This is a genomic window from Nocardioides agariphilus (genome assembly GCF_015352445.1).
Lineage (GTDB): Bacteria > Actinomycetota > Actinomycetes > Propionibacteriales > Nocardioidaceae > Nocardioides > Nocardioides agariphilus.
This window is the reverse complement of sequence record NZ_JADKPO010000013.1, coordinates 21859-47137: the sequence shown is the minus strand read 5'-3', so window position 1 is coordinate 47137 and position 25279 is coordinate 21859. Positions and strand designations below refer to the sequence as shown.

Sequence of the window (25279 nt, the reverse complement as noted above, 5' to 3'; positions counted from 1 at the left end):
AACCCCGACCCCTATAGGTCGCGGGGCGGTCGGGGTTGCCCCTCCCGACCCCGCCCCAGGGGCAACCGCGTCTAGCAACCACGACCGGGCGGTCGTAGTTCGTTTCCCCACGTCGTATGGCGATCTCCGAGCAACCACGTCTAACCACGACCCTTCTTGCGGGACGCGGCTGCCGACCCCCGACCGCGCTTCGCCGGGCGGGATCGAGGGGTCGTGGTTGCGCTTTCCACGTGCGCGTCGTCGGGGAACCCCACGAGTTCACGCACGACCTCACGCCCGCCCTTGCCCTCGGGACGCTTGCGCCTCTCCACGGCGAGGAGGCGCTGGCTCACCAGGAGGTTGAGTCGGTCGCGGGTGCGGGCGACGTTGCCGCCGACCTTGTCGACCAACGCCGTCTGGGTCAGCGACCACTCGTTGTCACGTACGACCTGCAAGATCGCGTGGTCGATCCTGTCGTCCGACCGGCCCTTGGGCTTCGACGTCCACTCGCCCGCGCTGACCTCCACGCGCATCGGATGGGTCCACGACTCGTCGTCCTCATCGAACCGGCCCAGGTCCACCTCTGCCAGGCGCCTCCTCCCACCCCACCGACGCGACCCGATGGACATCTGAATCTTGAAGAGCCCTTCCTCGGGGTCGGTGTGCTCGGGGATGTTGAGGATCCATGAGTCCGCCCACTGACCAACCCCGGCCATCGCGATGGCGTCGAGGTCGTGGGAGGCGGCCTGCCGCATGTGGTCGATCAGCAGTAGCGAGGTCTCGGAGTCTGCATCACGGACGAGCGCCGAGAGTTCAGCGAACAGTGGTCCTCGGTCGTACATGTCGGCGGTGTTGATGCCGCGCGGGTGGTAGTTGTACGTCGAGTCCAACGTGACGAACGCTGGCTTGATCGCCTTGATGTTCTCGGCGAGGGCCAGCCTGAACTCGGGGGTGTTGAAGGGGTATGCGGTTGGCACGACGTGCACCTGTGCCTGGTCGTCCCCGCTGCCGAGCTTGACGTTGTAGAGGTCGTGGGCGATGCGTTGGAGCGACCTCTTGCGCCACTCGATGCTGCCCTCTCCGGCGTAGATCAACACCGGGCCGGGGTCGACCACCTCCCACTCGTCCAACACACGTTGACCCGAGGCGACACCGATCGCCATGCAGTCATGAAGGGTCGTCTTGAACGACTTCTTCGGGCCAGCCCATGTGCCGTGGGAACCGAGCGACCACAGCCCGCGCACGCGCCACGTGGGGAGGTCGCTGGGCTCCGCTACCTCGTCCGGAGTCAGCGGAGTGAAGTCGGGGATGGCCTGACCGAGCCGCCTTGCTCGCCACTCGTCCGCAACGTCGCTGACGGCCTCGGTGGTCAGGCGATACCGGAGCAGAGACCACTGCTTGCCATCGATGCCCTTCGGCGGCGCTGTCTCACCCGTGATTCCTCGAGATGCAAGGGCGCTCTTGACTTCCTTCGCCATCAGTTCGGCGTCAGTGGCACTCGGACGACCGCGACTAGCCTTCTTCTTAGGCACTTGCTTGTCCTTTCAGCGAAGAACCCCGGCGTTGCGGGCCGGGGTTCTTCCACGTGCGGGCCATGAGTGGCCCACTGGTCGCCAAGTAGCGATCTGCCGGCGTTCTTCGGGTGTCAACCCGTCGGGCCAACTGCCTTCGTCAAGCGAGCCCGTGACCGTGGCCGCGACCTCGCGGAGTTCATCGACGTCAGCGGCCCTGAGGTCGCTCAATCGGTAGCCCGCCTCCAGGTGGTCGCGCAGGTCCGCGCCGGGGTGCGTAGGCGTCACCTCGCGCACCCGTAGCCGCTTTGCCGGGAGGCCGACAGCCCGGAGGAGGTCGAACCGCCTGACAACGTCGTAGGCACCGGCTGGATCGTTGTCCGCGACAAGGACGATTCGTCCACGGTGGCGTGCAAGAGACTCCGCCATCGCCTGCGTGAACTTGCCTGCGCCGCCATGGTGAGTGGTGGCAAGCACGCCGAGCTTGAGCGCGGCAACCGCGCATCGCTCGCCTTCCGTGAGGACAAGACACTGGTCGCGATGCGCGAGGACCATGGGCAGCCTGAAGACCAGTCGGTCGGCAGTCAGTGGCTTGCGGTAGTCCCAGTCCACAAGGACCCGTTGACCACCGATCACCTCGACCACTGGTAGGCGATACCCGTACTCCTTGCAGCGCGGGTCGTCCGAGGTCGGCGTCCGTGTCTTCCGGTAGTGCTGGAAGACACGCCGTCCGTCGGCGTCGTGGTACCACCAAGTCATCCAGGCCGTCATGCCAGACCCTCGCTGCATGAGCACTCGTCGGCCTTCAATGGCAGGTGCCGAATCCACGCGATTGACGACATGGGGATGTACAAGTCCCACGCAAGGCAATCCACGCCTTTGGCGGCTTCCACTTCCACGTAGGGACCCTCGAACGAATGAGCCAGGAGCCTGAGGTGCAACTTGCTCGCTGCCCTCACGTAGCCGACCAGCCCACCGCTGAGGTGGGCGTTGAGCCGGACCTCCACGAAGTCACCTGCGCGGAGCGACTGCACGGTGTGCGGCGTGTGTGAGTTCGGGACCTTCTTCATCACGCGTCACCCAGAGGGTCCTGAGCGCCCGGCTCGCCGCGCAACCATGCCGTCGTGAGGTAGATGCCATGGCCGGCAGACGGGAAGCGCTCTTCCAGCCTCTGCGCGTACTCGGCCGGAGGCAGGTCGATCATCGCCCTGGCTGCCTCGGCGTCACGGTCGCACTCGTCATAGGCCTGCTGGATCGCCTTGAGCACGGCGGGGACATCGGCCAGGTTCTTCATCACCTGCTCGGGGTCGAGCGTTCCCGCGCGCATCTGGTCGAGCCAGCCGCTGATCTTGTCGGACAGCAGGTCCACCGTCTTGTCGGCGTCCTTCACTGACTCACGTGCGGGCGTCAAGACAGCCGCGTACCGATCGGTCTGCTTGGCGCGCTGTTGCTTGGCCCATCGGTCACGCAGGCGCTCGACGCGGCGCAGCGGTGTGTCGCCGTTGACTCGCACGTGCGCCTCGGCGGGCGGGCTGTCGATGTAGGCGTCCAACCAACCGGCGTTGACGTGGGCGGCTTGCAGTTCCTCTTGAACGCTCATCAGTGGTCACCGCCCGAGACGACCGGGAAGCGGTCGGCATCCACCTTGTGAACCGCGCCCATGCGCTGGGCGAGGTCGGCCGCACGCTCGGCCTCCTCAAACGCCTCGGTCAGTTCCTCGCGGATACCACCCAGCCGCTTGCCCCTGCCGCTCAGGTCAGGGAACCTCTCGACGCGGTCACCCTGCGCCGTTTTCCTCATGCTCATCTGTCGCTCCTTCGCTCGTTGCTGCTGTTCCGCCCGGTCGGCGGCGACCTCACGGGCTCGATCAACCTGCGCCCGCTGGTCAGCGGTGAGGCCAGAGGGGTAGGTCATGACGCGTCCTCGTCCTCGTCGTCCTTGCTGAAGTACGCGCTCAAGGACGCACGCATGACCTCACTCGGCGTCGCGCCCGTCAGCCGCGCCTCCCGGTTGATGGCGGCCAGGTGCTCGGGCGTCACGTACACCCGCAGGCGACGGCCATAGATCGTGGGTCGTCCCATCAGGTCTCTCCTCTCTTTCAGGCCCCCTACCGAGGCCGCGTTGCTAACTACGTTCGACCACCCCGACGACCGACCCCCGCCGAAAGGTGCGCGGGCAGGCCGAAGTGACGGCTCTGCAAGGCGCAGTCCGTTGATGATTCAGGCGTAGATCCGCGCGCTAGGTGTGGCCCCCGGCGGGCGTGCTCACCGGCTGCACAAGCACTCCCCCGTCCCCACAGCCCGAGCCGTCCAGCAAGCAGGGCAGACGTTCGAGCGACGCGTGTAGGGCTCGACCCTGACGGCAGGTGATGCGCCGTAGCGATGGCCAGCTGGGCGCGATGCGTGGCCCGCCTCGCACTCGCGAGCAAACGCAAGGTTCAGGCGTGCGAGGCGGATGTGACCGATCGTGCTCATGCGCGACCGCCCTTCCTCTTCAGGGCAGGAGTCGTCGCCGCATCGATCAGCGCATCCAACTCCGCCGTCTTCAGGTAGCACGGCCCCTTGGGGCCGGAGGGGTGGACGTGCGAGATGCGTCGCTCAACGATCCAGCGGCGTGCTTGGCGTTCGGTGAAGCCATACATGGCCTGGATGGCCTGACGGCGGATAAGGACTGGCTTTGGCACTCGGTCACTCCCAATCTGACATGTGTCGGATCGGGTGACCTGGTTGATCGGTGGCGGCTTGACCGCCGATCAAGTCACTCGCCTGGAACTTGACGCGTGGGGTGTCTCTCCAAGGGATCAGCCTTGGCCTTCCACACGCCCGCTGCCGTTCCAGTGGGTGGCGCCTTAGTGACGCCAGCCTAGCCGACTCACACGGCGGGCTGGCCTCGTCGCCGCGTCAATTGCGGCAAGGTGGACCGCCGTCGGACCGCGGTGTCTGAAGAAGGATGCAGGAGCGCCCGCGGAGCGCGGGATCCCCTTGCATTGGTGGGGATTCCGGCGTTTCCGCAGGTCATACAAGTGCCCCCGCTGGGGTTCGAACCCAGACTGGATCGCTTTTAAGGCGACTTCCTCTACCGGTTGGGATACGGGGGCGATTCTGGGACGTCATACGAAGTGGTCGCTGGGGCGACCAGATCGTATGACGTCACGTGCGGCCCAGCTCGGCCGCGTGGGCCAGCACGTCGTCGAGCATCGCGGCGGTGAGCTTGCCGGTGAAGGTGTTCTGCTGGCTGGGGTGGTAGCTGCCCAGCAGCATGACCTCCCGCGCTCCTCGCTCGGTGGGACCGGTCAGGACCGCAGATGCGCCGTGGCCGAACTTCGGGCGCGGCCTGGGTACGGCGTACCCGGCGGCGGCCAGCGCATCGAGCGCGCCTGTCCAGCCGAAGGAGCCCAGCGCCACGACGACGCGCAGCCACGGCTCGACCAGCCTGATCTCCTGGCGGATCCACGGTTGGCAGGTGTCACGCTCGGCCGTCGTCGGCTTGTTCAACGGTGGTGCACACCGCACGGTCGCAACCATGCGGGCGCCGACCAGCCGCTGCCCGTCGCCGGCGTGCTCCGAGGTCGCCTGCACCGCCAGGCCGACCCGGTGCAGCGAGGCGAACAACCAGTCACCCGAGGAGTCGCCGGTGAAGACGCGGCCGGTGCGGTTGCCGCCGTTGGCCGCGGGCGCCAGGCCCACGATCAGCACGGACGGCTGCGGGTCGCCCCAGCCGGCGATCGGCCGGCCCCAGTAGGGCTGGTCGGCGAACGAGGCCCGCTTGTCACGGGCGACCCTTTCGCGCCACTCGACCAGGCGCGGGCAGGCCGAGCAGACCGACACCCGGGCGTCGAGCTCAGCGAGGTCGGGCGTGGCAGCAAGACGACGTACGTCGTCGGCCGTCGTGGCGACGGGGGTCGATGCGGTGGCGGGGTCGTCTGGCCAGCCGGCGCCGGGAGGTACGGGCGAGGCGAACCCCTGACCGGTGACCGGGTGGTTCAGCGGACCATCGACCATGCGATGCCGTCCAGGATGTCGGCCTCCGAGGCCACCAGCGAGGTAGCCGAGCAGCGCGCGAGGACGCGGCTGAGGATCAGACCACCCGCCCCGAGCACGTCGACCCGGCCCGGGTGCATCCAGGGGAACTCCAACCGTTGCCCGACCGGCATCGCCACCAACCGCTCGACGAAGGCCTCCACGTCGGCGGTGCCGATCACCGCCTGGTCGATCGCGGACTTGTCGTAGGACGGCAGGTCGAGCACGCCGGCTGCGATCGAGAGCACCGTGCCGGCGACACCGACCACGGTCGCTGCGGACCCGACCGGCACCGGGCAGGCGTCGAGGACCGCGTCGATGTCGGCGATGCAGGCCGCCACCTGGTCCGCAGTGGGCGGGTCCGAGACGAGATGGCGCTCGTGCATCCGCACCGAGCCGATGTCCATCGACTGCGAGATGACCGGGCCGCCGGCGTCGCCGAGCACCAGCTCGGTCGACCCTCCACCGATGTCGACGACGAGCACGGGGTAGTTCGGCGGCGTGCGCAGGTTGCGAACCGCGCCGTCGTAGGCCAACGCCGCCTCCTCCTGACCGGTGAGCACCTCGGGCCAGATGCCGAGTCGCTCGTGCACGCCCTCGGCGAAGACCGAGGCGTTCGACGAGTCGCGCGTTGCCGAGGTCGCACAGAACCGCATCCGGGACACCGGGTGGGCGGCGACCAGGGCGGCGTACTCGTCGATCGCGGCGAAGGCCCGCTCCAGCGCCTCGTCGGCGAGCCGGCCCGTGGCGTCGACACCTTGGCCGAGCCGGACGATCCGCGACTCTCGAACGGCGACCTCCGGCAGTGCGCCGATGAGCAGCTTGATGGTGTTGGTGCCGCAGTCGAACGCGGCCACGACATCAGACACAGGCTCACACACAGGGACCCGGCTCCCACCACGAGCCCAGCAACGCGAGTACCTCGTCGCCGAGCGGGTTCACGCCTGGTCCGGCGGCCAGCGCGTGGGCGGCCAGCACGTGCAGGCACTTGACCCGGTCGGGCATGCCACCGGCGGAGATCCCCTCGATCTCCTCGACCTCGCCCAGCGCCGACCGGTCGGCGAGGTAGGCGCGGTGCGCGGCGGCGTACGACGTCGCGAGCTCCTCGTCCACACCCAGCCTGGCCTCCATCTCCTTCATCAGGCCCGAGCCCTCGAGGGTGCCGATCATGGACGCCGCCCGCGGGCAGGTGAGGTAGAAGGTCGTCGGGAAGGGCGTGCCGTCAGGCAGTCGCGGCTCGGTCGTGACCACGTCGGGCAGCGCGCACGGGCACCGGTGCGCGACGGCATGGATCGCGCGCGGCTCACGCCCCAGCTGTGCCGCGACCGCTTCTTCGTCGGAGGCCGAGATCACGCGGCGAGCCTAGGGGCAGGCGGTTCTTGGCGGGCTACTGCTTCTTGTCCGGCCCGATCTTGTCCGGCCCGATCTTGTCCGGCCCGATCTTGTCCGGCCCGATCTTGTCCAGCGGCTGGGGCTTGTCCTCCTCGGTGGGCGGGTTGCCCGCGAGGAGCACCGAGCGCCAGGCGGTGTCGTACCAGGCGGTGGGCTCCTTGACGAGCACCTCCTGCGTGGTGCGCAGCGAGGTCTGCGCCTCCAGCGGCTTGCCGTCGGCCCCGAGCACGACGTAGGACGTCTCGCCCGGCATCACGTAGCCGAACCGCGCCCGGGCCTGGCTCTGCACGAACGCCGGGTCCTGCCAGCGGGCCTTCTCGCGTTCGAGTGCGTTGATGTCGGACTGGCTCTGGGCGATCTCGACCTTCAGCTCGGCGATGTGCTGACGTTGGGTCAGATAGGCCTTCAGCGAGGAGGCGTAGCTGACGGTGAGCACGGCCACCACCAGCACGAGTACGGCGGCGCGGCCGGTCAGCTTGGGCCGCCACGACCTGCGCACCGGCCGGATCTGGCCGGTCACCCTCGGCGTGGACCCCGTGGTGGTCTCGACAGGCACGACCACCGAGGTGCGCTCGCCCATCGGGGTGCGCTCGCCCATCGGGGTGCGCTCGCCCATCGGGGTGCGGGGGCGAGCCGCCGAGCGCTGGGGCGCCCGCGAGCCCGGTCGGCGTGAGGTCGCGGGCGCGCGCGACGTACGACGGTCCGGCCGGGGCATGGGCCCGAGTCTGCCCGACCCGGGCCGCGAATCAGCCCTGGAAACGCGGGAAGGCGCCGGCTCCTGCGTACCTCGCCGCGTCGCCCAGCTCTCCCTCGATCCGGAGCAGCTGGTTGTACTTCGCCACCCGGTCGGAGCGCGCCGGAGCGCCGGTCTTGATCTGGCCGCAGTTGGTCGCGACGGCCAGGTCGGCGATCGTGACGTCCTCTGTCTCGCCGGAGCGGTGGCTCATCATGCAGCGCATGCCACTGCGGTGGGCGAGGTCGACGGAGTCGAGGGTCTCGGTCAGGGAGCCGATCTGGTTGACCTTGACGAGCAGGGCGTTGGCGGTGCCGGTGTCGATGCCGCGCTGGAGCCGCTCGACGTTGGTGACGAACAGGTCGTCGCCGACCAGCTGGATCCGGCCGCCGAGGGCGTCGGTCATCGCCTTCCAGCCGTCCCAGTCCTCCTCGTCGAGCGGATCCTCGATGGACACGATCGGGTAGGAGTCGCACAGCTCGGTGTAGTAGGCGATCATCTCGTCGCTCGACTTCTTGGCGCCCTCGAACTGGTAGGTGCCCCCTGATGACTTGTCGTGGAACTCGCTCGCCGCGACGTCCATGGCGAGCGCGATGTCGGTGCCCAGGGTCTGGCCGGACGCGGCGACGGCCTCGCCGATCAGGTCGAGCGCGGCGCGGTTGGACTCGAGGTTGGGCGCGAAGCCGCCCTCGTCGCCGAGACCGGTCGAGAGCCCCTTCTTCTTCAGCACCGACTTGAGCGCGTGGTAGACCTCCGCACCCGAGCGCAGCGCCTCGGCGAACGTGGGCGCACCGATCGGCGCGATCATGAACTCCTGCACGTCGACGTTGGAGTCGGCGTGCGCGCCGCCGTTCATGATGTTCATCATCGGCACCGGCAGCAGGTAGGCGTTGGGGCCGCCGACGTAGCGGTAGAGCGGCAGTCCGGCGGACTCGGCAGCCGCCTTGGCAACCGCGAGCGAGACGCCGAGGATCCCGTTGGCGCCGAGGCTGGCCTTGTTGGGGGTGCCGTCGAGCTGGTTCATCGCCTGGTCGACGAGGCGCTGGTCGTCGGCGTCGAGGCCCTCGATCGCCGGCCCGATCTTGCCGATGACGGCGTCCACGGCCTTCTGCACACCCTTGCCCAGGTAGCGGTCACCCCCGTCGCGCAGCTCGACCGCCTCGAACTGTCCCGTCGAGGCGCCGCTGGGCACAGCGGCCCGGCCGAAGGAGCCGTCATCGAGGAGCACCTCGACCTCGACGGTGGGGTTGCCGCGCGAGTCGAGGATCTCGCGAGCGCCGACAGCTTCGATGGATGCCACGTGGTGCTCCCTTGGGACTGGAATGGCTTGTGCTCTGGGTCACGTCTGTGCCCCAGCCTATTGGTCACGCTCCCGGACGCCAGAGGCGGACGACGAGTGGACAGGCCGTGACAACGTTGAGCCAACGTTCGCCGTCTACCCTGCCCGGAAGGGACTTCTGAGACGAGGGTTCGACACGGACATGCACGCAGACGAGGTGGTCCGCTCGCGGCAGGTCAGCGAGGGGCACGACCGGTTCCTCAGCACCGGTCGAGCCGACGCACGCATCCGTCCCCTCGTCGCCGCGTCCTGGCGGCGCAGCCTGCGCAGCGGGCTCGACCCCGAGCGCGCGGAGGCTCCGGTCGACCTCGTCGACGCCGAGCTGGATGCGTGGCGCAACCGGCACCCGCTCGCGTCGGTCATGCCGGTGATCCGGCACCTGCTCGTCGACGACGCCGTCGACACCGGCCTGCTGGTCGCCGTCAGCGACGCCGCGGGCCGGCTGCTGTGGGTCGAAGGCCCCCATCAGCTGCGCAGCCGCGCCGAAGGCATCAACTTCGTGCCCGGCGCTGTGTGGTCGGAGTCGCAAGCCGGCACCAACGCGCCCGGCACCAGCCTCGCACTCGACCAGCCGGTCCAGATCTTCGCAGCCGAGCACCTGGTTCGGTCGGTGACGCCGTGGAGCTGCTCGGCGGCGCCCATCCACGACCCCGACACCGGCGCCATCCTCGGCGCCCTCGACCTGACCGGTGGCAACGACGTCGCCGCCCCTCGCACCCTGTCGATCGTGCGCGCCACGGTGGCGGCCGTCGAGAGCGAGCTGCGACTTCGGCGGCTGCTCAACGCGGCGTCGGCCGAGGGTGCGACCTCCTCCTCGGGTCCCTTGCTGCGCACGCTCGGCAGGCCGGCCGCCACGATCGAGAGCTCCCAGGGCACCACGCGGCTGAGCCTTCGGCACAGCGAGATGCTGCTCCTGCTGGCAGGACACCCCGAGGGGATGACCGGTGACCAGCTGGCCATCGCGCTCAACGAAGCGGACCTGGCAGCCGTCACCTTGCGAGCGGCGATCTCGCGACTGAGGTCCGCACTCGGAGGCCTCGAGCTGGAGGCCCGCCCCTACCGCGTCGACAGCCGGCTGCGCACCGACGTCGACGAGATTCGCGACCTGCTCGCCAAGGGCGACATCGGGAGAGTGGTCGACCTCTATCGCGGCCCGGTCCTGCCGGCGTCCGAGGCGCCCGGCGTCGCGCGGCTGCGCTCAGCGCTGCACGAGCAGGTGCGCGCCGCCGTCATCGAGTACGCCGACCCCGACGCGCTGCTCCGCTTCGGCGACACCGAGCACGGTCGCCTCGACTGGCAGGTCTGGAGCGCTGCGGCCGCGGTCTTGGCCCCCGCCTCGCCGCGGATGCCGAGTGTGCAGTCGCACCTGGCCTTCCTGGCCCGCGAGCTGGCCTGAGGCCGCCCCCGCCCCGAGTGACTCCCGGAGCAGTACCTAGAGGGGCGCAGCCGTGCCCCTCTATGTACTCCCTGGGTACTCCCTGGCAGACCGATCGGGACGTCCCCGAAGGCTCCTGCACCGCGCGTGCAGCAGAGGACGGAGCCCGCCACACAACCTCGTGCTCCTGGCCCGCGAGTGGGCGGTTGCCTGGTCACCGATCGACGCGCGAGGCAGGCCCTGACCGCCGGGCTCGCGGGTGACCCGAGGCGACTGCCGGGCGTCCACCTCTACGAGTCCAACCTCGTCGAGGAGCTCGCCGCGCGCTGCGAGCTGACCGACGGCGAGGTCGACGCGGCGTGCCCGCACGGCCTGTTCGTCGCACGTCGAGGCGACCTTCGCGACCATGGCTGGAGGTTCTCTCCCTGGACGTGGGTGTGGATCAGGTCGCGGATCGAACGGCATGGCCACCTGCCGATGGTCGCCACTCTTGCTGGCTTCGTGGTGGCAGGCGCGGACATCCGGGATGCCTCGACGTCGGGCACGTTGTCCCTTGTCGGCCCCGGCGACTGGTTCGAAGCGCTCGCTCGCCGCCGCCTGTCCACCGGCCCCGGCCGCGACTGGTGGATCCGCGGTCTCGACCGGCCCCGACCCGCGCGCAACCTTCGCGCAACGTCGCCGTGACTACCGTCACCGGACCCACCTCGGGACACCCGTCCCCGAACGACTGGAGTCATCCATGGCGACCTACGCGCAGCCCGGGCAAGAGGGCAGCATCGTCAGCTACAAGTCCCGCTACGAGAACTGGATCGGCGGCGCCTGGGTGCCGCCGGTGAAGGGCCAGTACTTCGAGAACGTGTCGCCGGTCAACGGCAAGGTGTTCTGCGAGGTCGCTCGATCGACGGCGGAGGACATCGAGCTCGCCCTCGATGCCGCCCACGCCGCCGCGCCGGCCTGGGGCAAGACCTCGGTCGCCGAGCGGGCCGTGATCCTCAACAAGATCGCCGACCGCATCGAGGCCAACCTGGAGATGCTGGCCGTCGGCGAGACGTGGGACAACGGGAAGCCGGTCCGCGAGACCAAGGCCGCCGACCTGCCGTTGGCGGTCGACCACTTCCGCTACTTCGCCGGCGCGATCCGTGCGCAGGAGGGCCACCTCTCGCAGCTGGACGACGACACGGTCGCCTACCACTTCCACGAGCCGCTCGGGGTCGTGGGGCAGATCATCCCCTGGAACTTCCCGCTGCTGATGGCGACCTGGAAGCTCGCACCGGCACTGGCGGCCGGCAATGCCGTCGTACTCAAGCCGGCCGAGCAGACGCCCGCCTCGATCATGCTGCTCATCGAGCTGGTGGGGGACCTGCTCCCGCCCGGTGTCCTCAACATCGTCAACGGCTTCGGAGTCGAGGCAGGCAAGCCGCTCGCCTCGTCCAGCCGCATCCGCAAGATCGCCTTCACCGGCGAGACGACCACCGGTCGGTTGATCATGCAGTACGCCAGCCAGAACCTCATCCCGGTCACGCTCGAGCTGGGCGGCAAGAGCCCCAACATCTTCTTCGAGGACGTGCTGGCCGCCGACGACGCGTTCCAGGACAAGGCCCTCGAGGGCTTCTCGATGTTCGCCCTCAACCAGGGCGAGGTCTGCACCTGCCCGAGCAGGGCCCTGATCCAGCAGAGCATCTACGAGCCCTTCTTGTCGGCTGCCACCGATCGCACGAAGAGGATCGTCCAGGGCAACCCGCTCGACGACGACACGATGATCGGCGCGCAAGCCAGCAACGACCAGCTGGAGAAGATCCTCAGCTACATCGAGATCGGCGTCCAAGAAGGCGCCCGGGTGATCTGCGGCGGCGAGCGAGTGGACCTCGGCGGGGACCTTTCCGGCGGCTACTACGTCGCGCCGACGATCTTCGAGGGCAACAACAAGATGCGGATCTTCCAGGAGGAGATCTTCGGGCCGGTCGTCGCGGTCACCGGCTTCACCGACTACGACGACGCGATGTCGATCGCCAACGACACGCTCTACGGCCTGGGGGCCGGCGTCTGGTCGCGCGACACGAACACGGCATACCGCGCCGGTCGCGACATCCAGGCGGGTCGGGTCTGGACCAACTGCTACCACGCCTACCCGGCGCACGCCGCGTTCGGCGGCTACAAGTCCTCGGGCATCGGCCGCGAGAACCACTCGATGATGCTCGACCACTACCAGCAGACCAAGAACCTGTTGGTGTCCTACTCGCCCAACGCGCTGGGCTTCTTCTGAGCCTCATGAAGTCCACCGTGGAGCGCGTGGCCGTCACGCCCGCCGCCGTCGCCATGATCCAGCAGCTCCAGGCGACCCACGGCCGGGTGATGTTCCACCAGTCCGGCGGCTGCTGCGACGGGTCGGCGCCGATGTGCTTCCCCCACGGCGACTTCATCACCGGTGACTCCGATGTCCACCTCGGCAACCTGGACGTCGGAGTCGCCGAGCCGGTGGAGGTGTGGATGTCGCGCGAGCAGTTCACGTACTGGTCGCACACCCATCTGACCATCGACCTGGTGCCCGGACGAGGCGCTGGCTTCTCGCTCGAGGCACCGACCGGCAACCGGTTCCTGATCCGGTCTCGGCTCTTCACCGACGAGGAGGCTGCCCTGCTGGCCGACCCGGCCTGACAATGTCGTCATGGACGAGCAGGCCGTCACCGGCTACCCCGCGCTCTTCGACTCCTTGTCCGAGCACTACGACCAGAGCGGCGTGCCGTTCTTCCAGGTGATGGCCGGCGGTCTGGTGGATCGCCTGACGGTCCGGCCGGGCGAGAAGGCACTCGACATCGGCTCCGGTCGGGGCGCGGTGACCTTCCACCTGGCGGCGGCGGTCGGCCCCGGCGGCCGGGTCGATGCGCTCGACCTCGCCCCCGGCATGGTCAGGCACCTGGCCGAGGACGCGGCCCACCTGCCCCAGGTGCACGTCGCGACGAGCGACGCCGCCGACCCCCGGCCGCCCGATCCGCCGTACGACGTGATCGCCTCGTCGATGGTGATCTTCTTCCTCGACGACCCCATCGCAGGGCTGACGCGGTGGCGCGCCCTGCTGCGACCGGGCGGCCGCGTCGGCGTCGCCACGTTCCAGCCGTGGGAGGGGACCTGGCGGGCGCTGGACGCGCTGTACGACGAGTACGTCGAGGACCCGTTGCCGACCGACGACCGATGGGACACCGACGCGAGTGTGGAGGAGATGCTTCGCGGAGCCGGTTTCGATGGCGTGCGCACCGAGAGCGCGACCTACGAGATCCCGTTCACGGACTACGACCAGTGGCGGCGCTGGTCGTGGGCGACCCCGATGGGCGGCCTGTGGCGGCGCACCCCGGAGTCGCTGCACCCGGAGATCGAGCGCCGGGCCACCGCGATCCTCGACGCGTCCCGCGCATCCGACGGGCACCTCGTGCTGGAGGCGACGGCGCGCTACACCTTCGGGGAGGCGTAGCGCTGGACGAGCCCGGCGATCTCCGGCCGCGTCGCGAGCACCAGGCACAGCACCGACATCGCCAACCCGAAGGTGGCCGTCGCGGTCAGCACGCTCGTCGCTCCCGAGAACGCACCGAGCACGGGGACCGACAACGGCATCAAGGTCATGTCGCCCAGGCTGGTGACCGACGAGACGCGCCCGGTGTACTCCGGGTTGATCGCCTTGAGGAAGGCCCCCGACAGCCATACCGATGCCATCCCGGCCGTCACGCCGACCGTCAGCATGCCGGCCAGCACGACGGGCAGGGCGGGTACGCCGACCGCGGCCAGACCGACGCCTTGCAGCACGAGCACGCGGAACCCGCTGCCCGCGGCGCGCGTCGGCTGCCAGCGGATCGCGGCCAGGCTGCCCACGATCGCCCCTGCGGCCAGGGCGCCGTCGCAGATGCCGAACCAGTGCGCTCCCCAACCCGAGCCCTCCACGCGCAGCGCCAGACCGAGGGCGACGACCGGCGTGACGAACACGTTCAGCGCGGTCAGTCCGACGACGAAGACCCGCGCGGTCGGGCTGCGCCTCAGATAGGCCAGGCCGTCGGTGAAGGAGTCGCGCCATCGCGCGTGCTCGGCGCGTGGAGCGGGGTAGCGGGTCCTGACCACCGCGACCAGCACGACCGCGACCACCGCGAACGTCGCCGCGTCGACCAGCATCGCCAGGACCGGCCCTCCTCCTGCCACTGACCCTGCATACGACTGCGCCACGAGCACGCCACCCGCTGGGGCACCCAGCAGCCTCATCACCCGGCCGCTGACCTGGTTCCAGCCCACCACCGTGCCGAAGTCGTCGGGATGCACGACCTGGCGCACCAGCGCCATTCCCGATGGGATGGTCAGCCCGGCCGCGATCCCGAACGACAGCGAGACCAGGAACAGCGTCGGCGCACCGTCGTACCCGCCCTTCCACGCCAGCGCTCCGGCGACCAGCACGGCCGCGCGAGTCACCTCGCCGGCGACCAGCACCCGTCGCGGATCCCAGCGGTCGGCGATGACGCCGCCGACCAGGACCAGGGCTGCCTGGGGCAGCATCTCGATGCCGAGGACCAACCCGGCAACCGTAGGGCTCAGCGCGTGAGCAGCAGTCCAGGCCAGCGCCACGGTCCACACGACGTCGCCGAACCCGGAGACGGCGACGGCCACCAGCCACGTCACGACCATCGGGTCGCGACGGATCATCGTCGCGGTCACGGTCGGACAGGCCTGCTGGGGAAGCAGCGGACGAACGCGCGCACATGACGGCGCTCGGCGTCCGGGCGTTGCCGCTCGTCGTCCATGCACTCCTGGGTCCACTCACCCAGCACCAGACTGAGCCTGCGGTGGAGGTCGGCGAGCTGCTCGACGGTCGCGCTGACGAGCGAGTCGGTCGAGCCCGCCGCGCGCCGCCACGCGACCGGCGCCTCTGTCATCTCCTGGAGCCACTGCCGCGTCGCGCGGACCTGGTGGCGGAAGTTCTCGACCTCGGCCTGCCCGGCGACCCGACGGCCCACGGTGTCCGGCTCGAAGTCGTCGACGCTCCACGACAGGCTGCGCGGCGTGACGCGCCACCAGCTCTCACGGGTGTCGCGAGCCAGTTCGGGGGCAGGTTCGATGAACCCCTGCCGGTGCAGGGGCTTGAGGTGGTGACTGACCGAACCGACCGCCAGCCCGGTGCGCGCGGCGAGTCGCCCCACACTCGCCGGCCCCTCCACCCACAACAGCTCGACCAGCCAGCGCCGCGTCGGATGGTGCAGCGCCACGAGCACGTCCATCAGCTCGTGGGTGGCGTCCGGCTCGACGGCGTGGCGCTGCTCGGCTGTACGTCGGGGCATGCGTCCCAGGCTGGGCCTCCTGGCCTCAGTCGGACAAGAGCCCTTGTATGACTAGCTCACTCACAAGCAGCAAGGGCTGCTGGGATCGCGGCCTCCAGCGCCGCGAAGTCCAGGTGGGAGATCGCCTTGTTGCCGCCGGTGGGCCCGGCCATCACGCCGTGGGCGTTGATGAGGGTGCTCGTGGTGACGCCGACTGCGTCGGCCAGGACCTGGGCCCCGGCCGGGCAGAAGCCCTCGGCTGCTGCGATGACCCCGAAGGACACGAAGCCCTGGGACCCCGCACGGCCGGCGTCGCCGTTCGGATTTGGGTTGCTGAAGTAGCAGAAGTGCGCACTGGCAGCGGTGCTGGTGAGCAGCACGGCTGCTGCTGCGCCGGCCGCGATGGTGGTCAGGCGACGGACGAACATCGATCCCCCTCTGGTTGGACAGGTGACCGACACGCTGCGCCTGATTGAGAGCCACGTCAATACCCACCCTGGGGGATCCCCGGCGCGGTCAGCGCGAGTGCGGACCAGACCTGCGCGAGCGACGTCGAGCACCCGGCCCCAGCAAGGGTTCCGGGTGCTCGACACCCTGGGTCACCCGGGCGCTCAGGGGATGTAGCAGTAGCTGGTCGTGGAGTACGTCTTCTGCGTCAGGTTGAAGTTGCCCTGGACCAGCTGGTGGGGGATCACGGCGTTGTTGACCAGCAAGGAGCTCGCGCCGAACCAGCCGGCAGTGATGCGCACCTGGTAGTAGCGGCCGCGGGGAAGGGAGTACCAGGTGGCTGACTCCTGCGGGTGCCAGACACTGAAGGCCGGCAGGAGGTTCTGGCCGTACGCCGTCTGCACGCTGCTGGATCCGTAGGTCGCCCAGCCGTACGAGGTGTACACGTAGAGCTTCGCGCTCCACGAGACCCCGTAGCTGGGGAAGTAGCGCATGTCGGGCGAGAGAGCCGTGACCGCCTGCGGCGAGCACTCGGCGTAGAACTGGTTGGGCACCGACACGAAGGCGTTCGCGCTCCCCGCGGTCGTGGCGTTCAGGCCGAGCACCGCGGCCAACAGAGCGATCACGGTGGCGATGCGACCGGCCAGACGCGTGCGGCGGGGCCTGGCCGTCCTCGGGCCGGTGCCGGGCTCGAGGGTGGTGAGCTGTCGGTTCATGTTCCTTCTCCTGTCAGTGTTCCGGGACCTCGGTCCCCGGTGGTGGGTTGATGGCCGAACACTGTCCGGCGACACTTCAGCCTCACTTCAGAAGCCGCTGACGCGTGCGCGAGCGCCAGGGGCGGGGCCGGGCGAGGGAGGGCGAGACAGGGAGCGAGAGGAGGCCGGGACGCGGCGCCCTTGCGCGCAGCGGGCGCGGTTCCTCATCATCGGCGAGAGGCGGCGGTTCGGAACCGGAAGCGAGTCGCGGGTGCAGATCAACCTGTTGGGTCCGTTCGAGGCGCGCCGAGACGATGCCTCGACGGCTCCCTGCGGTGGGATCAAGCAGCGCGGGGTGCTCGCGCAGCTGGCCCTCGAGCCCAACCATCCGGTCGCTCTGGACCGGATCGCAGAGGGGATCTGGGGCACCTCGGTGCCGCCGCGATACCGGCAGAACGTGCAGACCTATGTGTCGACGCTGCGGCGAGCGCTCGAGCCGCTCCGGAGCGCGTCGGCTCCCAGCCGCATCGTCGGGCATGACGAGGCCTACGAGCTGGTCGCGGGTCCCGACGAGGTCGACGTCGCGGCCTTTCGCGCAGGTGTCGAGGCCGGAGCCAGGGCGCTGGCAGACGGTCGACCGCTCGCCGCCCGGACGGACCTGGACCAGGCGCTGGACCGGTGGCGAGGACCGGCGCTGGCAGACCTGGTCGCGCTGCCGTTCGCGTCCGACTGGCTGGAGTACCTGCAGGCCAGGCAGCTGGCCGCGAGGGAGCTCTCCATCGACGCGCGACTCGCCCTCGGTGAGCACCTCGCGGTCATCGAGGACCTGCAGGTCCTCGTTCGCGATCACCCCGAGCGCGAGCGGTTCTGGACCCAGCTGGTCCTCGCCCAGGTGCGCGGCGGACGGCAGGTGGAGGGGCTCGCCACCCTGCGACGCGCCCGTGACCTCCTCGTCGAGGAGCACGGCCTGGACCTCGGAGCCGAGCTCAGCGAGCTGGAGCAGAAGATCCTCAACCAGGAACCGGCGCTGCTCGGCACGCGCACCGAGGTCGCCCTCGGGGGATCCCTGCCCGTCGCCCTGACCCCCATGCTCGGACGCGACGAGCTGCTGGCCCTGGTGGTGTCTGCCTTGGACGAGGGCCAGCGCCTGGTGACCCTGACCGGCCCCGGCGGGGTGGGCAAGACGCGTCTGGCCCTGGCAGTCGCCGCCACGACCTCCGCGCGGCGGGAGACGGTATGGGTGCCGCTGGCCGACGAGCAGACGTCGACCGACATCGCGCAGGCGGTGGCGGATCGTCTCGGGCACCCGGTGGACGGCTCCGGGGAGACTCTCACCGACGAGCTGGTCCTGGTCCTGGACAACCTCGAACACCTCGCGGATGCCCCTCGCGCGGTCAGGGGGCTGTTGGAGAGACATCGCGGCGTACGAGTGCTCGCCACCTCACGTGGTCCGCTCGGCATCCCGGGCGAGCAGGTCGTCCGGCTCCCACCCCTGCCCGTCGACGATGCCAGCCGGCTCTTCTGCGATCGCGCCCGCTCCATCCTCCCGTCCTTCGAGGACGACCCGGAGGTCGTGGCGGAGCTGACCCAGCGCCTCGACGGGCTCCCCTTGGCCATCGAGCTCGCGGCCGCCCGCATCAACGTCCTGGATCCCGCGGAACTTCTCCGCCGGCTGCCCGCGGTGGGCGACCTTCGCGATCCTTCCGCCTCGTCGGTTCGGCAGTCGTCCGTCGACGAGGCGGTCCGCTGGAGCGTGCGGCTGCTCGATGCCTCCGCCCTGACGACCTTGCATGCGCTCGCCGCCCTCGACGCGGCCGTGGACAGCGCGACCGCTGGAGCGGCGGCCGCCGCCCTGGACGGTCACGCCCACCGGGTGGACGACCTCGAGCAGCTCGTCCGCCTCGGTCTTGTGGTCCCCCTCGAGGCGGCGTCAGGACGGAGGTTCGCGCTCCTGGCGACGGTCCGAGCAGTGGTCCGCGAGGATGCGGCAGCAGGGCCTGCCGTCGCTCGAGCCGTCGGCGCCGCGTGGATGCGGCGTGACCAGGATCGAGACCTCGTAGGTGACTGGTCTCGCCAGCACTTGAGCCGGCTGTCCGACGACCTGCCGCTGCTGCGGCAGGTCACCCAGGCCCAGATCGAGGCAGGCGAGGTCGCCCAGGCAGCCGAGCTCGTGCTCTCCCAGCGCCGGGGCCTGCACCAGATCGGTCGCGACGACGACCTCCGGCAGCTGTGCGCGACGATCCTGGCGGCGGACCCGCCGGAGCCGTGGTCCGCCCGGCTCGAGGTGATGATCGACTGCGCGACGTTCTCGACGTACGGCGCCGACGCCGGTGCCCTCCTGGACTCGGTCGAGCGACTCGACCCGTCCGACTCGCTCTTCCGTGTGCTCGGCTACGCATACCGGGCGGCCCTGAGATCCGAGCGCGGGAATGCGTCACTCGCCCGGGCGGATGCGGAAGCTGCGACCGAAGCCGCGGGTACCCACCGGACCCTGCTCCAGATGGCGCACAGCGCGGCGAGCTGGGTGGCGACCGAGCGCGGGGACGCCGACGACGCGGTCCTGCACGCCACCCAGGGTCTGGCGGCAGCGGGCAACGCGCTCGAGCGCACCACCGCCGTCACGGACCTCGCCAGGGCAGAGCTCATGCGGGGTCGCGTCGAGCGGGCGGAGGAACTGCTGGTCGGCGCCTTGCAGGACGCTCGCCGCCTCGGCCAGTACAAGGCCCTGAGCGACATCCAGACCAACCTCGGCTACGCCCTCATCCGGCGCGGCGCCGCCGAGGACGGCCTCGCCATGCTTGCCGACGTCCTGCCCGCCGTCGCACGGATGTCGGACCTGGGCTGGACCCTCGAGGTCGTGACCGCGATCGCCCTCGCGGCCCTGACCACGGTGCCGGACGAGCCGCGTGCCGTCGACCTTCTCCGAGCCGCCACGACGATGACGCGAGCCATCGATGCCGATGGCAGCCCCGTGCCGGGACCGCTGCTCGGGCTCTCCGAGCCGTGGCAGGCCGTTCTCGACGACCCTGGTCTCGCGGTGCCCGCTCCGACGGCGCTGTCTCTCGAGGAGTCGGCGCTCGAGCTTGCCGCATCGTTGCGCCGCGAGGCTGAGACCGAGGACTATCCAGACGCGGGCTAGGCAGCCGCCGCGCGCTCGAGCTCGTCGACGTCGATCTTGTGCATGGTCAACTGTCGGGCAGCAGCGTGACGTAGAAGCCGGCCGCCTCCTCGGCGTCGCCGTCGAACCACAGGCACGGGAACTGGACCCTGCTCATGCGGGTGCAGACCCCGTCAGCCCCATGCACCCATCGCTCAGCCGGAAAGTGCTCGGCGTACGGCGTCACGCAGCGCGTGCTCGGGATCGACCCCGGCCGACCGGGCCTCGGCGACCAGGGCCAGCAGCCGGTCGCCGACGTCGGCCGCGTCGTCAGCGGAGGGTACGGCGACCGGCGTGCCCGCGCGCTCCGCACGGTCGAGCACCTTGTCGGCCACCAAGAGCGCCGGCAGCCCTGCGGGCAACCCGTCGAACACCGACGTGCGCTCCTTCTCCATCGCCTTCACCGACTCCCAGAGCTCGTTGACCGATGCCGCGTCGGTCGCCGTCGCACTGCCGAAGACGTGCGGGTTGCGGCGGCGCAGCTTGTCGACGATGCCCTGCACCACCTCGTCAAAGGTGAACTCGCCGCGCTCCTCGGCGATCACGGCGTGGAAGCCGATCTGCAGGAGCAGGTCGCCCAGCTCCTCGCGCAGGTGCTCGGGATCGCCGGAGTCGATCGCCTCGAGCGTCTCCCAGGACTCCTCGACCAGGTAACGGCGCAGGGACTCGTGGGTCTGCTCACGCTTCCAGACGCACTCGGCCCGCAGCCGCCGCATGTCGGCGGCGAACTGCGCCAGCGGGTCGGTCACCGGCTCGCCGGCCATCGCTCAGCCGCAGCGTTGCGAGCTCGGCAGCGTCGCTGCGTAGGCCTGGTCGGGGTCGGTCGCGTCGCCCTTGACCGCGTTGGGGCTCAAGGCGAAGGAGGTGTTGGTGTCGACGAACTGCGGCGCCTGGAGGTCGGCGTTGCCGACGGCGATGCCGTAGCGCGGGTTGACGTCGGCCGGGTGCTCGGACAGCCACTGGGTCAGCGCATCCTGGCCGCGGGCCTGCTTGGCGGCGTCGTCGGCCCCGGTCTTGCCCTCGGCGGCGAGCAGGATGTCGCCCACCTCGAGCTCGACGGCCTGCACGTAGGCGCCGACGGACTCGACCTCGACCACGTCGTCGACGCGGTTCTTGGGGAAGCTCGCCGCGATCTGGTCGCGCAGGCTGCGCACCGACTCGCCGTAGCTCGCGGGCAGGGTGACCGAGTAGTCGTCGGCGAGCTGCTCGGCGGCCGCCTTGACGGTCAGGTTGCGCACGACGTAGGAGCGCACGTAGCTCATCGGGAACACCGCGCCGTTGGCCTTGAGCTGGGGCTGGAGCCCCTTGCAGTAGGACACCGCGAGCTCGTCGATGGCCGACGCGGTCAGCGTCTGGTCGCCTACCTCGACGGCCACGCCCGGCTTGGCCTGGCCGCAGCCGGACAGCACGGACGCGGTCACGACCGCGACGACACCTGCAACGACGCGCCTGGGTACGCGCCTCCGGAGGCGCCTGGGGGACCGGCTCGACATGCTCACGACTCCTTGTCAGGGGCTGGATCGACCGCTGGGTCACACATTTGGGTCACTCACTGGATCAATGACTGAGTCGATCACACCGCGGGCCCATTCAAGCAGGGCGATGCCAGTGATCGGCGCAGGGATCGGATGTCCGAGGACCGGAGCCGTTGGTCGGGGCACCAGCAGCGTCTCGACCGGCGGCTTGACGATGCTCTTGGGGTACATCCTCTGGAGGCGTACGGCGCGCGAGTCGGCCAGCAGGACCGGCGCGAACCGCACGTTGCGACCGGCGAGCGTGACCTCCTTGATGCCCGCCCGTCGGGCCCGGGCACGGAAGAGCGCCACGAACAGCAGCGACTGGACCTCGACCGGCGGTTCGCCGTAGCGGTCGACCATCTCCTCGCGCAGCAGGTCGACGTCGGTGTCCTCGCGCACCTCGGCGAGCCGCTTGTACATCTCCAGGCGCAACCGCTCGGACGGGATGTACTCGTGGGGCAGGTGGGCATCGACCGGGAGCTCGATGCGGACCTCCCCGAGCTCGGCTTCGCCGTCCCCCTTGAACTCGTGCACCGCCTCGCCGACGAGGCGGACGTAGAGGTCGAAGCCGACGTCGGCGATGTGACCGGACTGCTCTCCCCCGAGCAGGTTGCCGGCACCGCGGATCTCGAGGTCCTTCATCGCGATGGCCATGCCGCCCCCGAGGTCGGAGTGCTGGGCCAGCGTGGCCAGCCGCTCGTGGGCGGTCTCGGTGAGCGGCTTCTCCTGCGGGTAGAGGAAGTAGGCGTAGGCACGCTCGCGGGACCGGCCGACCCGACCGCGGAGCTGGTGCAGCTGCGAGAGGCCCAGCGTGTCGGCGCGCTCGATGACCATGGTGTTGGCGTTGGAGACGTCGAGGCCCGACTCGACGATCGTCGTGCAGACGAGCACGTCGAAGCGCCGCTCCCAGAAGTCCAGCATCACCTGCTCGAGCTGATGCTCGCCCATCTGCCCGTGGGCCACCGCCACCCGCGCCTCCGGCACCAGCTCGCGGATCTTGGCCGCGGCCTTCTCGATGCTCTGCACGCGGTTGTGGATGTAGAAGACCTGCCCCTCGCGCAGCAGCTCACGGCGTACGGCGGCCACCACGGTGCGGTCCTCGTAGCCGCCGACGTAGGTCAGCACCGGGTGTCGCTCCTCGGGCGGCGTCGTGATCGTGGACATCTCGCGGATGCCGGTGACCGCCATCTCCAGGGTGCGCGGGATGGGCGTCGCGCTCATCGACAGCACGTCGACCGAGGTGCGCAGCCGCTTCATCTGCTCCTTGTGCTCGACGCCGAAGCGCTGCTCCTCGTCGACGATGATCAGGCCAAGGTCCTTGAGCCGGATGTCGGGGTTGAGCAGCCGGTGGGTGCCGATGACGATGTCGACGCTGCCTTCGCGCAGGCCGTCGACGACCTCGCGGGCCTCCTTGTCGGTCTGGAACCGGCTCAGGGCCTTGAGCGTGACCGGGAAGGCGCCCATGCGCTCCTCGAACGTCGACAGGTGCTGTTGCACCAGCAGCGTGGTCGGCACCAGCACGGCGACCTGCTTGCCGTCTTGCACCGCCTTGAACGCGGCACGCACAGCGATCTCGGTCTTGCCGTAGCCGACGTCGCCGCAGACCAGCCGGTCCATCGGCACCACCCGGCGCATGTCGGCCTTCACCTCGTCGACGGTGCTCAGCTGGTCGGGGGTCTCGGTGAACGGGAACGCATCCTCCAGCTCGCGCTGCCACGGGGTGTCGGGACCGAAGGCGAAGCCCTTGGTGGCCTGACGCGCGGCGTAGAGCTTGATCAGCTCGGCGGCGATCTCGCGCACCGCCTTGCGAGCGCGGCCCTTGCGCTTGGCCCAGTCGGAGCCGCCGAGCCGGTCGAGGCTGGGCTGCTCGCCGCCGACGTAGCGGGTGACCTGGTCGAGCGCGTCGGCCGGGACGTAGAGCCGGTCCGGCGGGCCGCCGCGCTTGGACGCGCCGTACTCGAGCACGAGGTACTCGCGGGTCGCCCCGTGCACCTCGCGCTGCTTCATCTCCACGAACCGGCCCACGCCGTGCTGCTCGTGCACGACGTAGTCGCCGGCCTTGAGCTCGAGGGGGTCGATCTGGCGCTTGCGCCGCGCGGGCATCTTGCGCATGTCGCGAGTCGAGGACTTCTGGCCGGACAGGTCGTCGCCGGTGAGCAGCGCGAGCCGGTTGACCGGGTCGACGAACCCGTGGGTCAGTCCCCCGCAGTCGACGGTGACGACGTCACGCGTCCACGCGTCGTCGAGACCCAGGCGTGCGGCCACGTCGTTCTCGCCCAGCAGCTCGACCATCCGCTGGGCCGGGCCGTGGCCGGGGTGGACGACGGCCACGCGGTAGCCCTCTGCGAGCCAGCCCTTCATGTCGGCGATCGCGCGCTGCATGTCGCCGCGGTAGGCCTCCGCGGGCTTGGCCGGCAGGGACCTGGTCGGCACCGCCCCCACCTCGACATCGATGTCGATCGAGACGATCTCTCCGAGGTCGTCACGCAGTACTTCGCTGGTTGAGGAGGGCGCCCCAGCGCCCCGCCCGCTGGTTGAGGAGGGCGCCCCAGCGCCCCGCCCGCTGGTTGAGGAGGGCGCCCCAGCGCCCCGCCCGCTCGTTGAGGAGGGCGCCCCAGCGCCCCGCCCGCTCGTTGAGGAGGGCGCCCCAGCGCCCCGCCCGCTGGTTGAGGAGGGCGCGCTAGCGCCCGTCTCGAAACCATCGTCGATCCCGAACGGCGACAGCGTCCACCACGGGAGGTCGCGGCCGAGGGAGTGCACCCGGACGTCGGTGAGCGATCTGTACGACGCCGCACCCAGGTCGATCGGGGCCGTGCCACCGCCGGCGGCAGCGGCCCAGGAGGCGCCGAGGAACTCCTCGCTCGTCGCCACAAGGTCGTGAGCGCGGGCCCGCGCGCGCTCCGGGTCGAGCACCAGCACCTGGGTGTCGGCCGGCATCAGGTCGACGAGCAGCTCCATGTCGTCGACGAGCGCCGGCGCCAGCGACTCCATGCCCTCGACGGCGATGCCCTGGGAGATCTTGTCGGTCAGCTCCAGCAGGGCGGGGTGGGCCTCGCCGAGCTCCCAGGCCCGGCGGCGTACGTCGTCGGTCAGCAGCAGCTCACGACACGGCGGAGCCCACAGCCGCTCGACCTTCTCCAGCGCCCGCTGGTCGGCGACCGCGAAGCTGCGGATCTCCTCGACCTCGTCGCCCCAGAACTCCACCCGGAGCGGGTGCTCCTCAGTGGGCGGGAAGACGTCGACGATGCCGCCGCGCACCGCGAACTCGCCGCGCTTCTCGACCAGGTCGACGCGCGTGTACGCGGCATCGACAAGGCGCCTGGTGACATCGTCGATCTCGGCCTCGCTCCCCACTGCCAGCTCCACCGGCTCGAGGTCACCGAGCCCCTTGACCTGGGGCTGGAGCACCGATCGGACCGGTGCGACCACGACGCTGAGCGGACCGGTCTCGGGACTGTTGCCGGGGTGGCAGATGCGCCGCAGCACGGCCAGCCGCCGGCCGACGGTGTCGCTGCGCGGGCTGAGCCGCTCGTGGGGCAGCGTCTCCCAGCTCGGGTAGTAGCCGACCTGAGCCGGGTCGACGAGGTCGGCCAGCTGGGCGACGAGGTCCTCGGCCTCGCGGCTGGTCGGCGTCACCGCCAGCACCGTGCGACCCGCCTGGACCAGCCCCGCGACCACGAACGGCCGCAACGCCTCCGGGCCGGTGAGGTCGAGCGCGCGGACGAGCCCCGCCTTGGCATCGCTCATCGCCTCGCTCAGCGTGGCGTCGGCCAGGACGGCGTCTCTCAAGGGGGCAAGGCTCACGGGGTGCGTCTCCAACCTGGTGC

25 protein-coding genes and 1 tRNA gene are annotated in these 25279 nt (G+C 70.2%); 6 read left to right on the top strand and 20 right to left on the bottom strand.

Annotation, left to right across the window (positions count from 1 at the left end; genetic code table 11):
* Positions 1–140: 140 nt before the first annotated feature.
* From ISU10_RS11220 to eno, 12 genes are all read right to left on the bottom strand, one after another.
* Positions 141–1457: an AAA family ATPase gene (locus tag ISU10_RS11220; protein WP_194696492.1), complete on the bottom strand. Its 1317-nt coding sequence runs from the start codon at positions 1455–1457 to the stop codon at positions 141–143.
* A 66-nt stretch (positions 1458–1523) separates the two neighbouring features.
* Positions 1524–2261 carry a toprim domain-containing protein gene (locus tag ISU10_RS11215; RefSeq protein WP_194696491.1) on the bottom strand — a complete coding sequence of 246 codons (738 nt, stop codon included), beginning with the start codon at positions 2259–2261 and terminating at the stop codon, positions 1524–1526.
* Positions 2258–2560 (bottom strand): hypothetical protein, encoded by a 303-nt coding sequence (locus ISU10_RS11210; protein ID WP_194696490.1) that lies wholly within the window; start codon positions 2558–2560, stop codon positions 2258–2260. Before ISU10_RS11210 ends, ISU10_RS11215 begins: the two co-directional genes overlap by 4 nt.
* Complete coding sequence (locus ISU10_RS11205) at positions 2560–3090, bottom strand: hypothetical protein (protein ID WP_194696489.1); 531 nt, start codon at positions 3088–3090, stop codon at positions 2560–2562. Before ISU10_RS11205 ends, ISU10_RS11210 begins: the two co-directional genes overlap by 1 nt.
* Entirely contained in the window at positions 3090–3404 is a 315-nt protein-coding gene (locus tag ISU10_RS11200; RefSeq protein ID WP_194696488.1) for a hypothetical protein, read from the bottom strand. The genes ISU10_RS11205 and ISU10_RS11200 overlap by 1 nt, the downstream gene beginning before the upstream one ends.
* Positions 3401–3571 carry a hypothetical protein gene (locus ISU10_RS11195; RefSeq protein ID WP_194696487.1) on the bottom strand — a complete coding sequence of 57 codons (171 nt, stop codon included), beginning with the start codon at positions 3569–3571 and terminating at the stop codon, positions 3401–3403. Before ISU10_RS11195 ends, ISU10_RS11200 begins: the two co-directional genes overlap by 4 nt.
* A gap of 942 nt (positions 3572–4513) precedes the next feature.
* A tRNA-Leu gene (locus tag ISU10_RS11190) sits at positions 4514–4587 on the bottom strand.
* Between the two features lie 52 nt (positions 4588–4639).
* The gene (locus ISU10_RS11185) at positions 4640–5491 is read right to left on the bottom strand and encodes a uracil-DNA glycosylase (RefSeq protein ID WP_194696486.1); all 852 of its coding nucleotides are present in this window, start codon (positions 5489–5491) and stop codon (positions 4640–4642) included.
* Positions 5473–6378, bottom strand: coding sequence for a Ppx/GppA phosphatase family protein (locus ISU10_RS11180; protein ID WP_194696485.1), 906 nt, complete (start codon positions 6376–6378; stop codon positions 5473–5475). The genes ISU10_RS11185 and ISU10_RS11180 overlap by 19 nt, the downstream gene beginning before the upstream one ends.
* A 4-nt stretch (positions 6379–6382) precedes the next feature.
* Positions 6383–6862 carry a DUF501 domain-containing protein gene (locus ISU10_RS11175; protein ID WP_194696484.1) on the bottom strand — a complete coding sequence of 160 codons (480 nt, stop codon included), beginning with the start codon at positions 6860–6862 and terminating at the stop codon, positions 6383–6385.
* 34 nt (positions 6863–6896) lie between these two features.
* Positions 6897–7616: an FtsB family cell division protein gene (locus ISU10_RS11170; RefSeq protein WP_228500545.1), complete on the bottom strand. Its 720-nt coding sequence runs from the start codon at positions 7614–7616 to the stop codon at positions 6897–6899.
* A 31-nt stretch (positions 7617–7647) separates the two neighbouring features.
* A complete protein-coding gene (gene eno, locus ISU10_RS11165; RefSeq protein ID WP_194696483.1) occupies positions 7648–8934 on the bottom strand; it encodes a phosphopyruvate hydratase in 1287 nt (428 codons plus the stop codon).
* Positions 8935–9115: 181 nt separating this feature from the next.
* Here eno and ISU10_RS11160 point away from each other — a divergent pair, with 181 nt between their 5' ends.
* From ISU10_RS11160 to ISU10_RS11140, 5 genes are all read left to right on the top strand, one after another.
* The gene (locus ISU10_RS11160) at positions 9116–10369 is read left to right on the top strand and encodes a sigma-54-dependent transcriptional regulator family protein (protein WP_194696482.1); all 1254 of its coding nucleotides are present in this window, start codon (positions 9116–9118) and stop codon (positions 10367–10369) included.
* Positions 10370–10495: 126 nt separating this feature from the next.
* Positions 10496–11032: a hypothetical protein gene (locus ISU10_RS11155; RefSeq protein WP_194696481.1), complete on the top strand. Its 537-nt coding sequence runs from the start codon at positions 10496–10498 to the stop codon at positions 11030–11032.
* A gap of 55 nt (positions 11033–11087) precedes the next feature.
* Positions 11088–12611: an aldehyde dehydrogenase gene (gene adh, locus ISU10_RS11150; protein WP_194696480.1), complete on the top strand. Its 1524-nt coding sequence runs from the start codon at positions 11088–11090 to the stop codon at positions 12609–12611.
* A 5-nt stretch (positions 12612–12616) separates the two neighbouring features.
* Complete coding sequence (locus ISU10_RS11145) at positions 12617–13003, top strand: DUF779 domain-containing protein (RefSeq protein ID WP_194696479.1); 387 nt, start codon at positions 12617–12619, stop codon at positions 13001–13003.
* Positions 13004–13013: 10 nt separating this feature from the next.
* Positions 13014–13814 carry a class I SAM-dependent methyltransferase gene (locus ISU10_RS11140; protein WP_194696478.1) on the top strand — a complete coding sequence of 267 codons (801 nt, stop codon included), beginning with the start codon at positions 13014–13016 and terminating at the stop codon, positions 13812–13814.
* Here ISU10_RS11140 and ISU10_RS11135 read toward each other — a convergent pair.
* The 4 genes from ISU10_RS11135 to ISU10_RS11120 form a co-directional block, all read right to left on the bottom strand.
* The gene (locus ISU10_RS11135; RefSeq protein ID WP_194696477.1) at positions 13793–15037 is read right to left on the bottom strand and encodes an MFS transporter; all 1245 of its coding nucleotides are present in this window, start codon (positions 15035–15037) and stop codon (positions 13793–13795) included. The genes ISU10_RS11140 and ISU10_RS11135 overlap by 22 nt on opposite strands.
* Positions 15034–15657, bottom strand: coding sequence for an ArsR/SmtB family transcription factor (locus ISU10_RS11130; protein WP_194696476.1), 624 nt, complete (start codon positions 15655–15657; stop codon positions 15034–15036). Before ISU10_RS11130 ends, ISU10_RS11135 begins: the two co-directional genes overlap by 4 nt.
* A 56-nt stretch (positions 15658–15713) precedes the next feature.
* Complete coding sequence (locus tag ISU10_RS11125) at positions 15714–16064, bottom strand: hypothetical protein (RefSeq protein WP_194696475.1); 351 nt, start codon at positions 16062–16064, stop codon at positions 15714–15716.
* 183 nt (positions 16065–16247) lie between these two features.
* The gene (locus ISU10_RS11120; protein ID WP_194696474.1) at positions 16248–16799 is read right to left on the bottom strand and encodes a hypothetical protein; all 552 of its coding nucleotides are present in this window, start codon (positions 16797–16799) and stop codon (positions 16248–16250) included.
* Between the two features lie 250 nt (positions 16800–17049).
* Here ISU10_RS11120 and ISU10_RS11115 point away from each other — a divergent pair, with 250 nt between their 5' ends.
* Complete coding sequence (locus tag ISU10_RS11115) at positions 17050–19917, top strand: AfsR/SARP family transcriptional regulator (RefSeq protein ID WP_194696473.1); 2868 nt, start codon at positions 17050–17052, stop codon at positions 19915–19917.
* A 46-nt stretch (positions 19918–19963) separates the two neighbouring features.
* Here ISU10_RS11115 and ISU10_RS11110 read toward each other — a convergent pair whose 3' ends face one another.
* The 4 genes from ISU10_RS11110 to mfd all read right to left on the bottom strand — a co-directional run bounded on the left by ISU10_RS11110 (position 19964) and on the right by mfd (position 25256).
* Complete coding sequence (locus tag ISU10_RS11110) at positions 19964–20053, bottom strand: VOC family protein (protein ID WP_228500541.1); 90 nt, start codon at positions 20051–20053, stop codon at positions 19964–19966.
* Positions 20054–20090: 37 nt separating this feature from the next.
* The gene (locus ISU10_RS11105; RefSeq protein ID WP_194696472.1) at positions 20091–20699 is read right to left on the bottom strand and encodes a nucleoside triphosphate pyrophosphohydrolase; all 609 of its coding nucleotides are present in this window, start codon (positions 20697–20699) and stop codon (positions 20091–20093) included.
* A gap of 3 nt (positions 20700–20702) precedes the next feature.
* Positions 20703–21356, bottom strand: a complete 654-nt coding sequence (locus ISU10_RS11100; protein WP_194696471.1) for a hypothetical protein — start codon at positions 21354–21356, stop codon at positions 20703–20705.
* 111 nt (positions 21357–21467) lie between these two features.
* Complete coding sequence (gene mfd, locus ISU10_RS11095; protein WP_194696470.1) at positions 21468–25256, bottom strand: transcription-repair coupling factor; 3789 nt, start codon at positions 25254–25256, stop codon at positions 21468–21470.
* Positions 25257–25279 lie beyond the last annotated feature (23 nt).

Bases quoted from the DNA above. Each gene is read 5' to 3' on its own strand.
- ISU10_RS11130 (WP_194696476.1), bottom strand. From the start codon at position 15,657: ATGCCCCGACGTACAGCCGAGCAGCGCCACGCCGTCGAGCCGGACGCC.
- ISU10_RS11120 (WP_194696474.1), bottom strand. From the start codon at position 16,799: ATGAACCGACAGCTCACCACCCTCGAGCCCGGCACCGGCCCGAGGACG.
- ISU10_RS11220 (WP_194696492.1), bottom strand. From the start codon at position 1,457: ATGGCGAAGGAAGTCAAGAGCGCCCTTGCATCTCGAGGAATCACGGGT.
- ISU10_RS11140 (WP_194696478.1), top strand. From the start codon at position 13,014: ATGGACGAGCAGGCCGTCACCGGCTACCCCGCGCTCTTCGACTCCTTG.
- ISU10_RS11195 (WP_194696487.1), bottom strand. From the start codon at position 3,571: ATGGGACGACCCACGATCTATGGCCGTCGCCTGCGGGTGTACGTGACG.
- ISU10_RS11205 (WP_194696489.1), bottom strand. From the start codon at position 3,090: ATGAGCGTTCAAGAGGAACTGCAAGCCGCCCACGTCAACGCCGGTTGG.
- ISU10_RS11125 (WP_194696475.1), bottom strand. From the start codon at position 16,064: ATGTTCGTCCGTCGCCTGACCACCATCGCGGCCGGCGCAGCAGCAGCC.
- ISU10_RS11200 (WP_194696488.1), bottom strand. From the start codon at position 3,404: ATGACCTACCCCTCTGGCCTCACCGCTGACCAGCGGGCGCAGGTTGAT.
- ISU10_RS11105 (WP_194696472.1), bottom strand. From the start codon at position 20,699: ATGGCCGGCGAGCCGGTGACCGACCCGCTGGCGCAGTTCGCCGCCGAC.
- ISU10_RS11110 (WP_228500541.1), bottom strand. From the start codon at position 20,053: ATGAGCAGGGTCCAGTTCCCGTGCCTGTGGTTCGACGGCGACGCCGAG.
- adh (WP_194696480.1), top strand. From the start codon at position 11,088: ATGGCGACCTACGCGCAGCCCGGGCAAGAGGGCAGCATCGTCAGCTAC.
- ISU10_RS11215 (WP_194696491.1), bottom strand. From the start codon at position 2,261: ATGACGGCCTGGATGACTTGGTGGTACCACGACGCCGACGGACGGCGT.
- ISU10_RS11145 (WP_194696479.1), top strand. From the start codon at position 12,617: ATGAAGTCCACCGTGGAGCGCGTGGCCGTCACGCCCGCCGCCGTCGCC.
- ISU10_RS11210 (WP_194696490.1), bottom strand. From the start codon at position 2,560: ATGAAGAAGGTCCCGAACTCACACACGCCGCACACCGTGCAGTCGCTC.
- ISU10_RS11160 (WP_194696482.1), top strand. From the start codon at position 9,116: ATGCACGCAGACGAGGTGGTCCGCTCGCGGCAGGTCAGCGAGGGGCAC.
- ISU10_RS11170 (WP_228500545.1), bottom strand. From the start codon at position 7,616: ATGCCCCGGCCGGACCGTCGTACGTCGCGCGCGCCCGCGACCTCACGC.
- ISU10_RS11185 (WP_194696486.1), bottom strand. From the start codon at position 5,491: ATGGTCGATGGTCCGCTGAACCACCCGGTCACCGGTCAGGGGTTCGCC.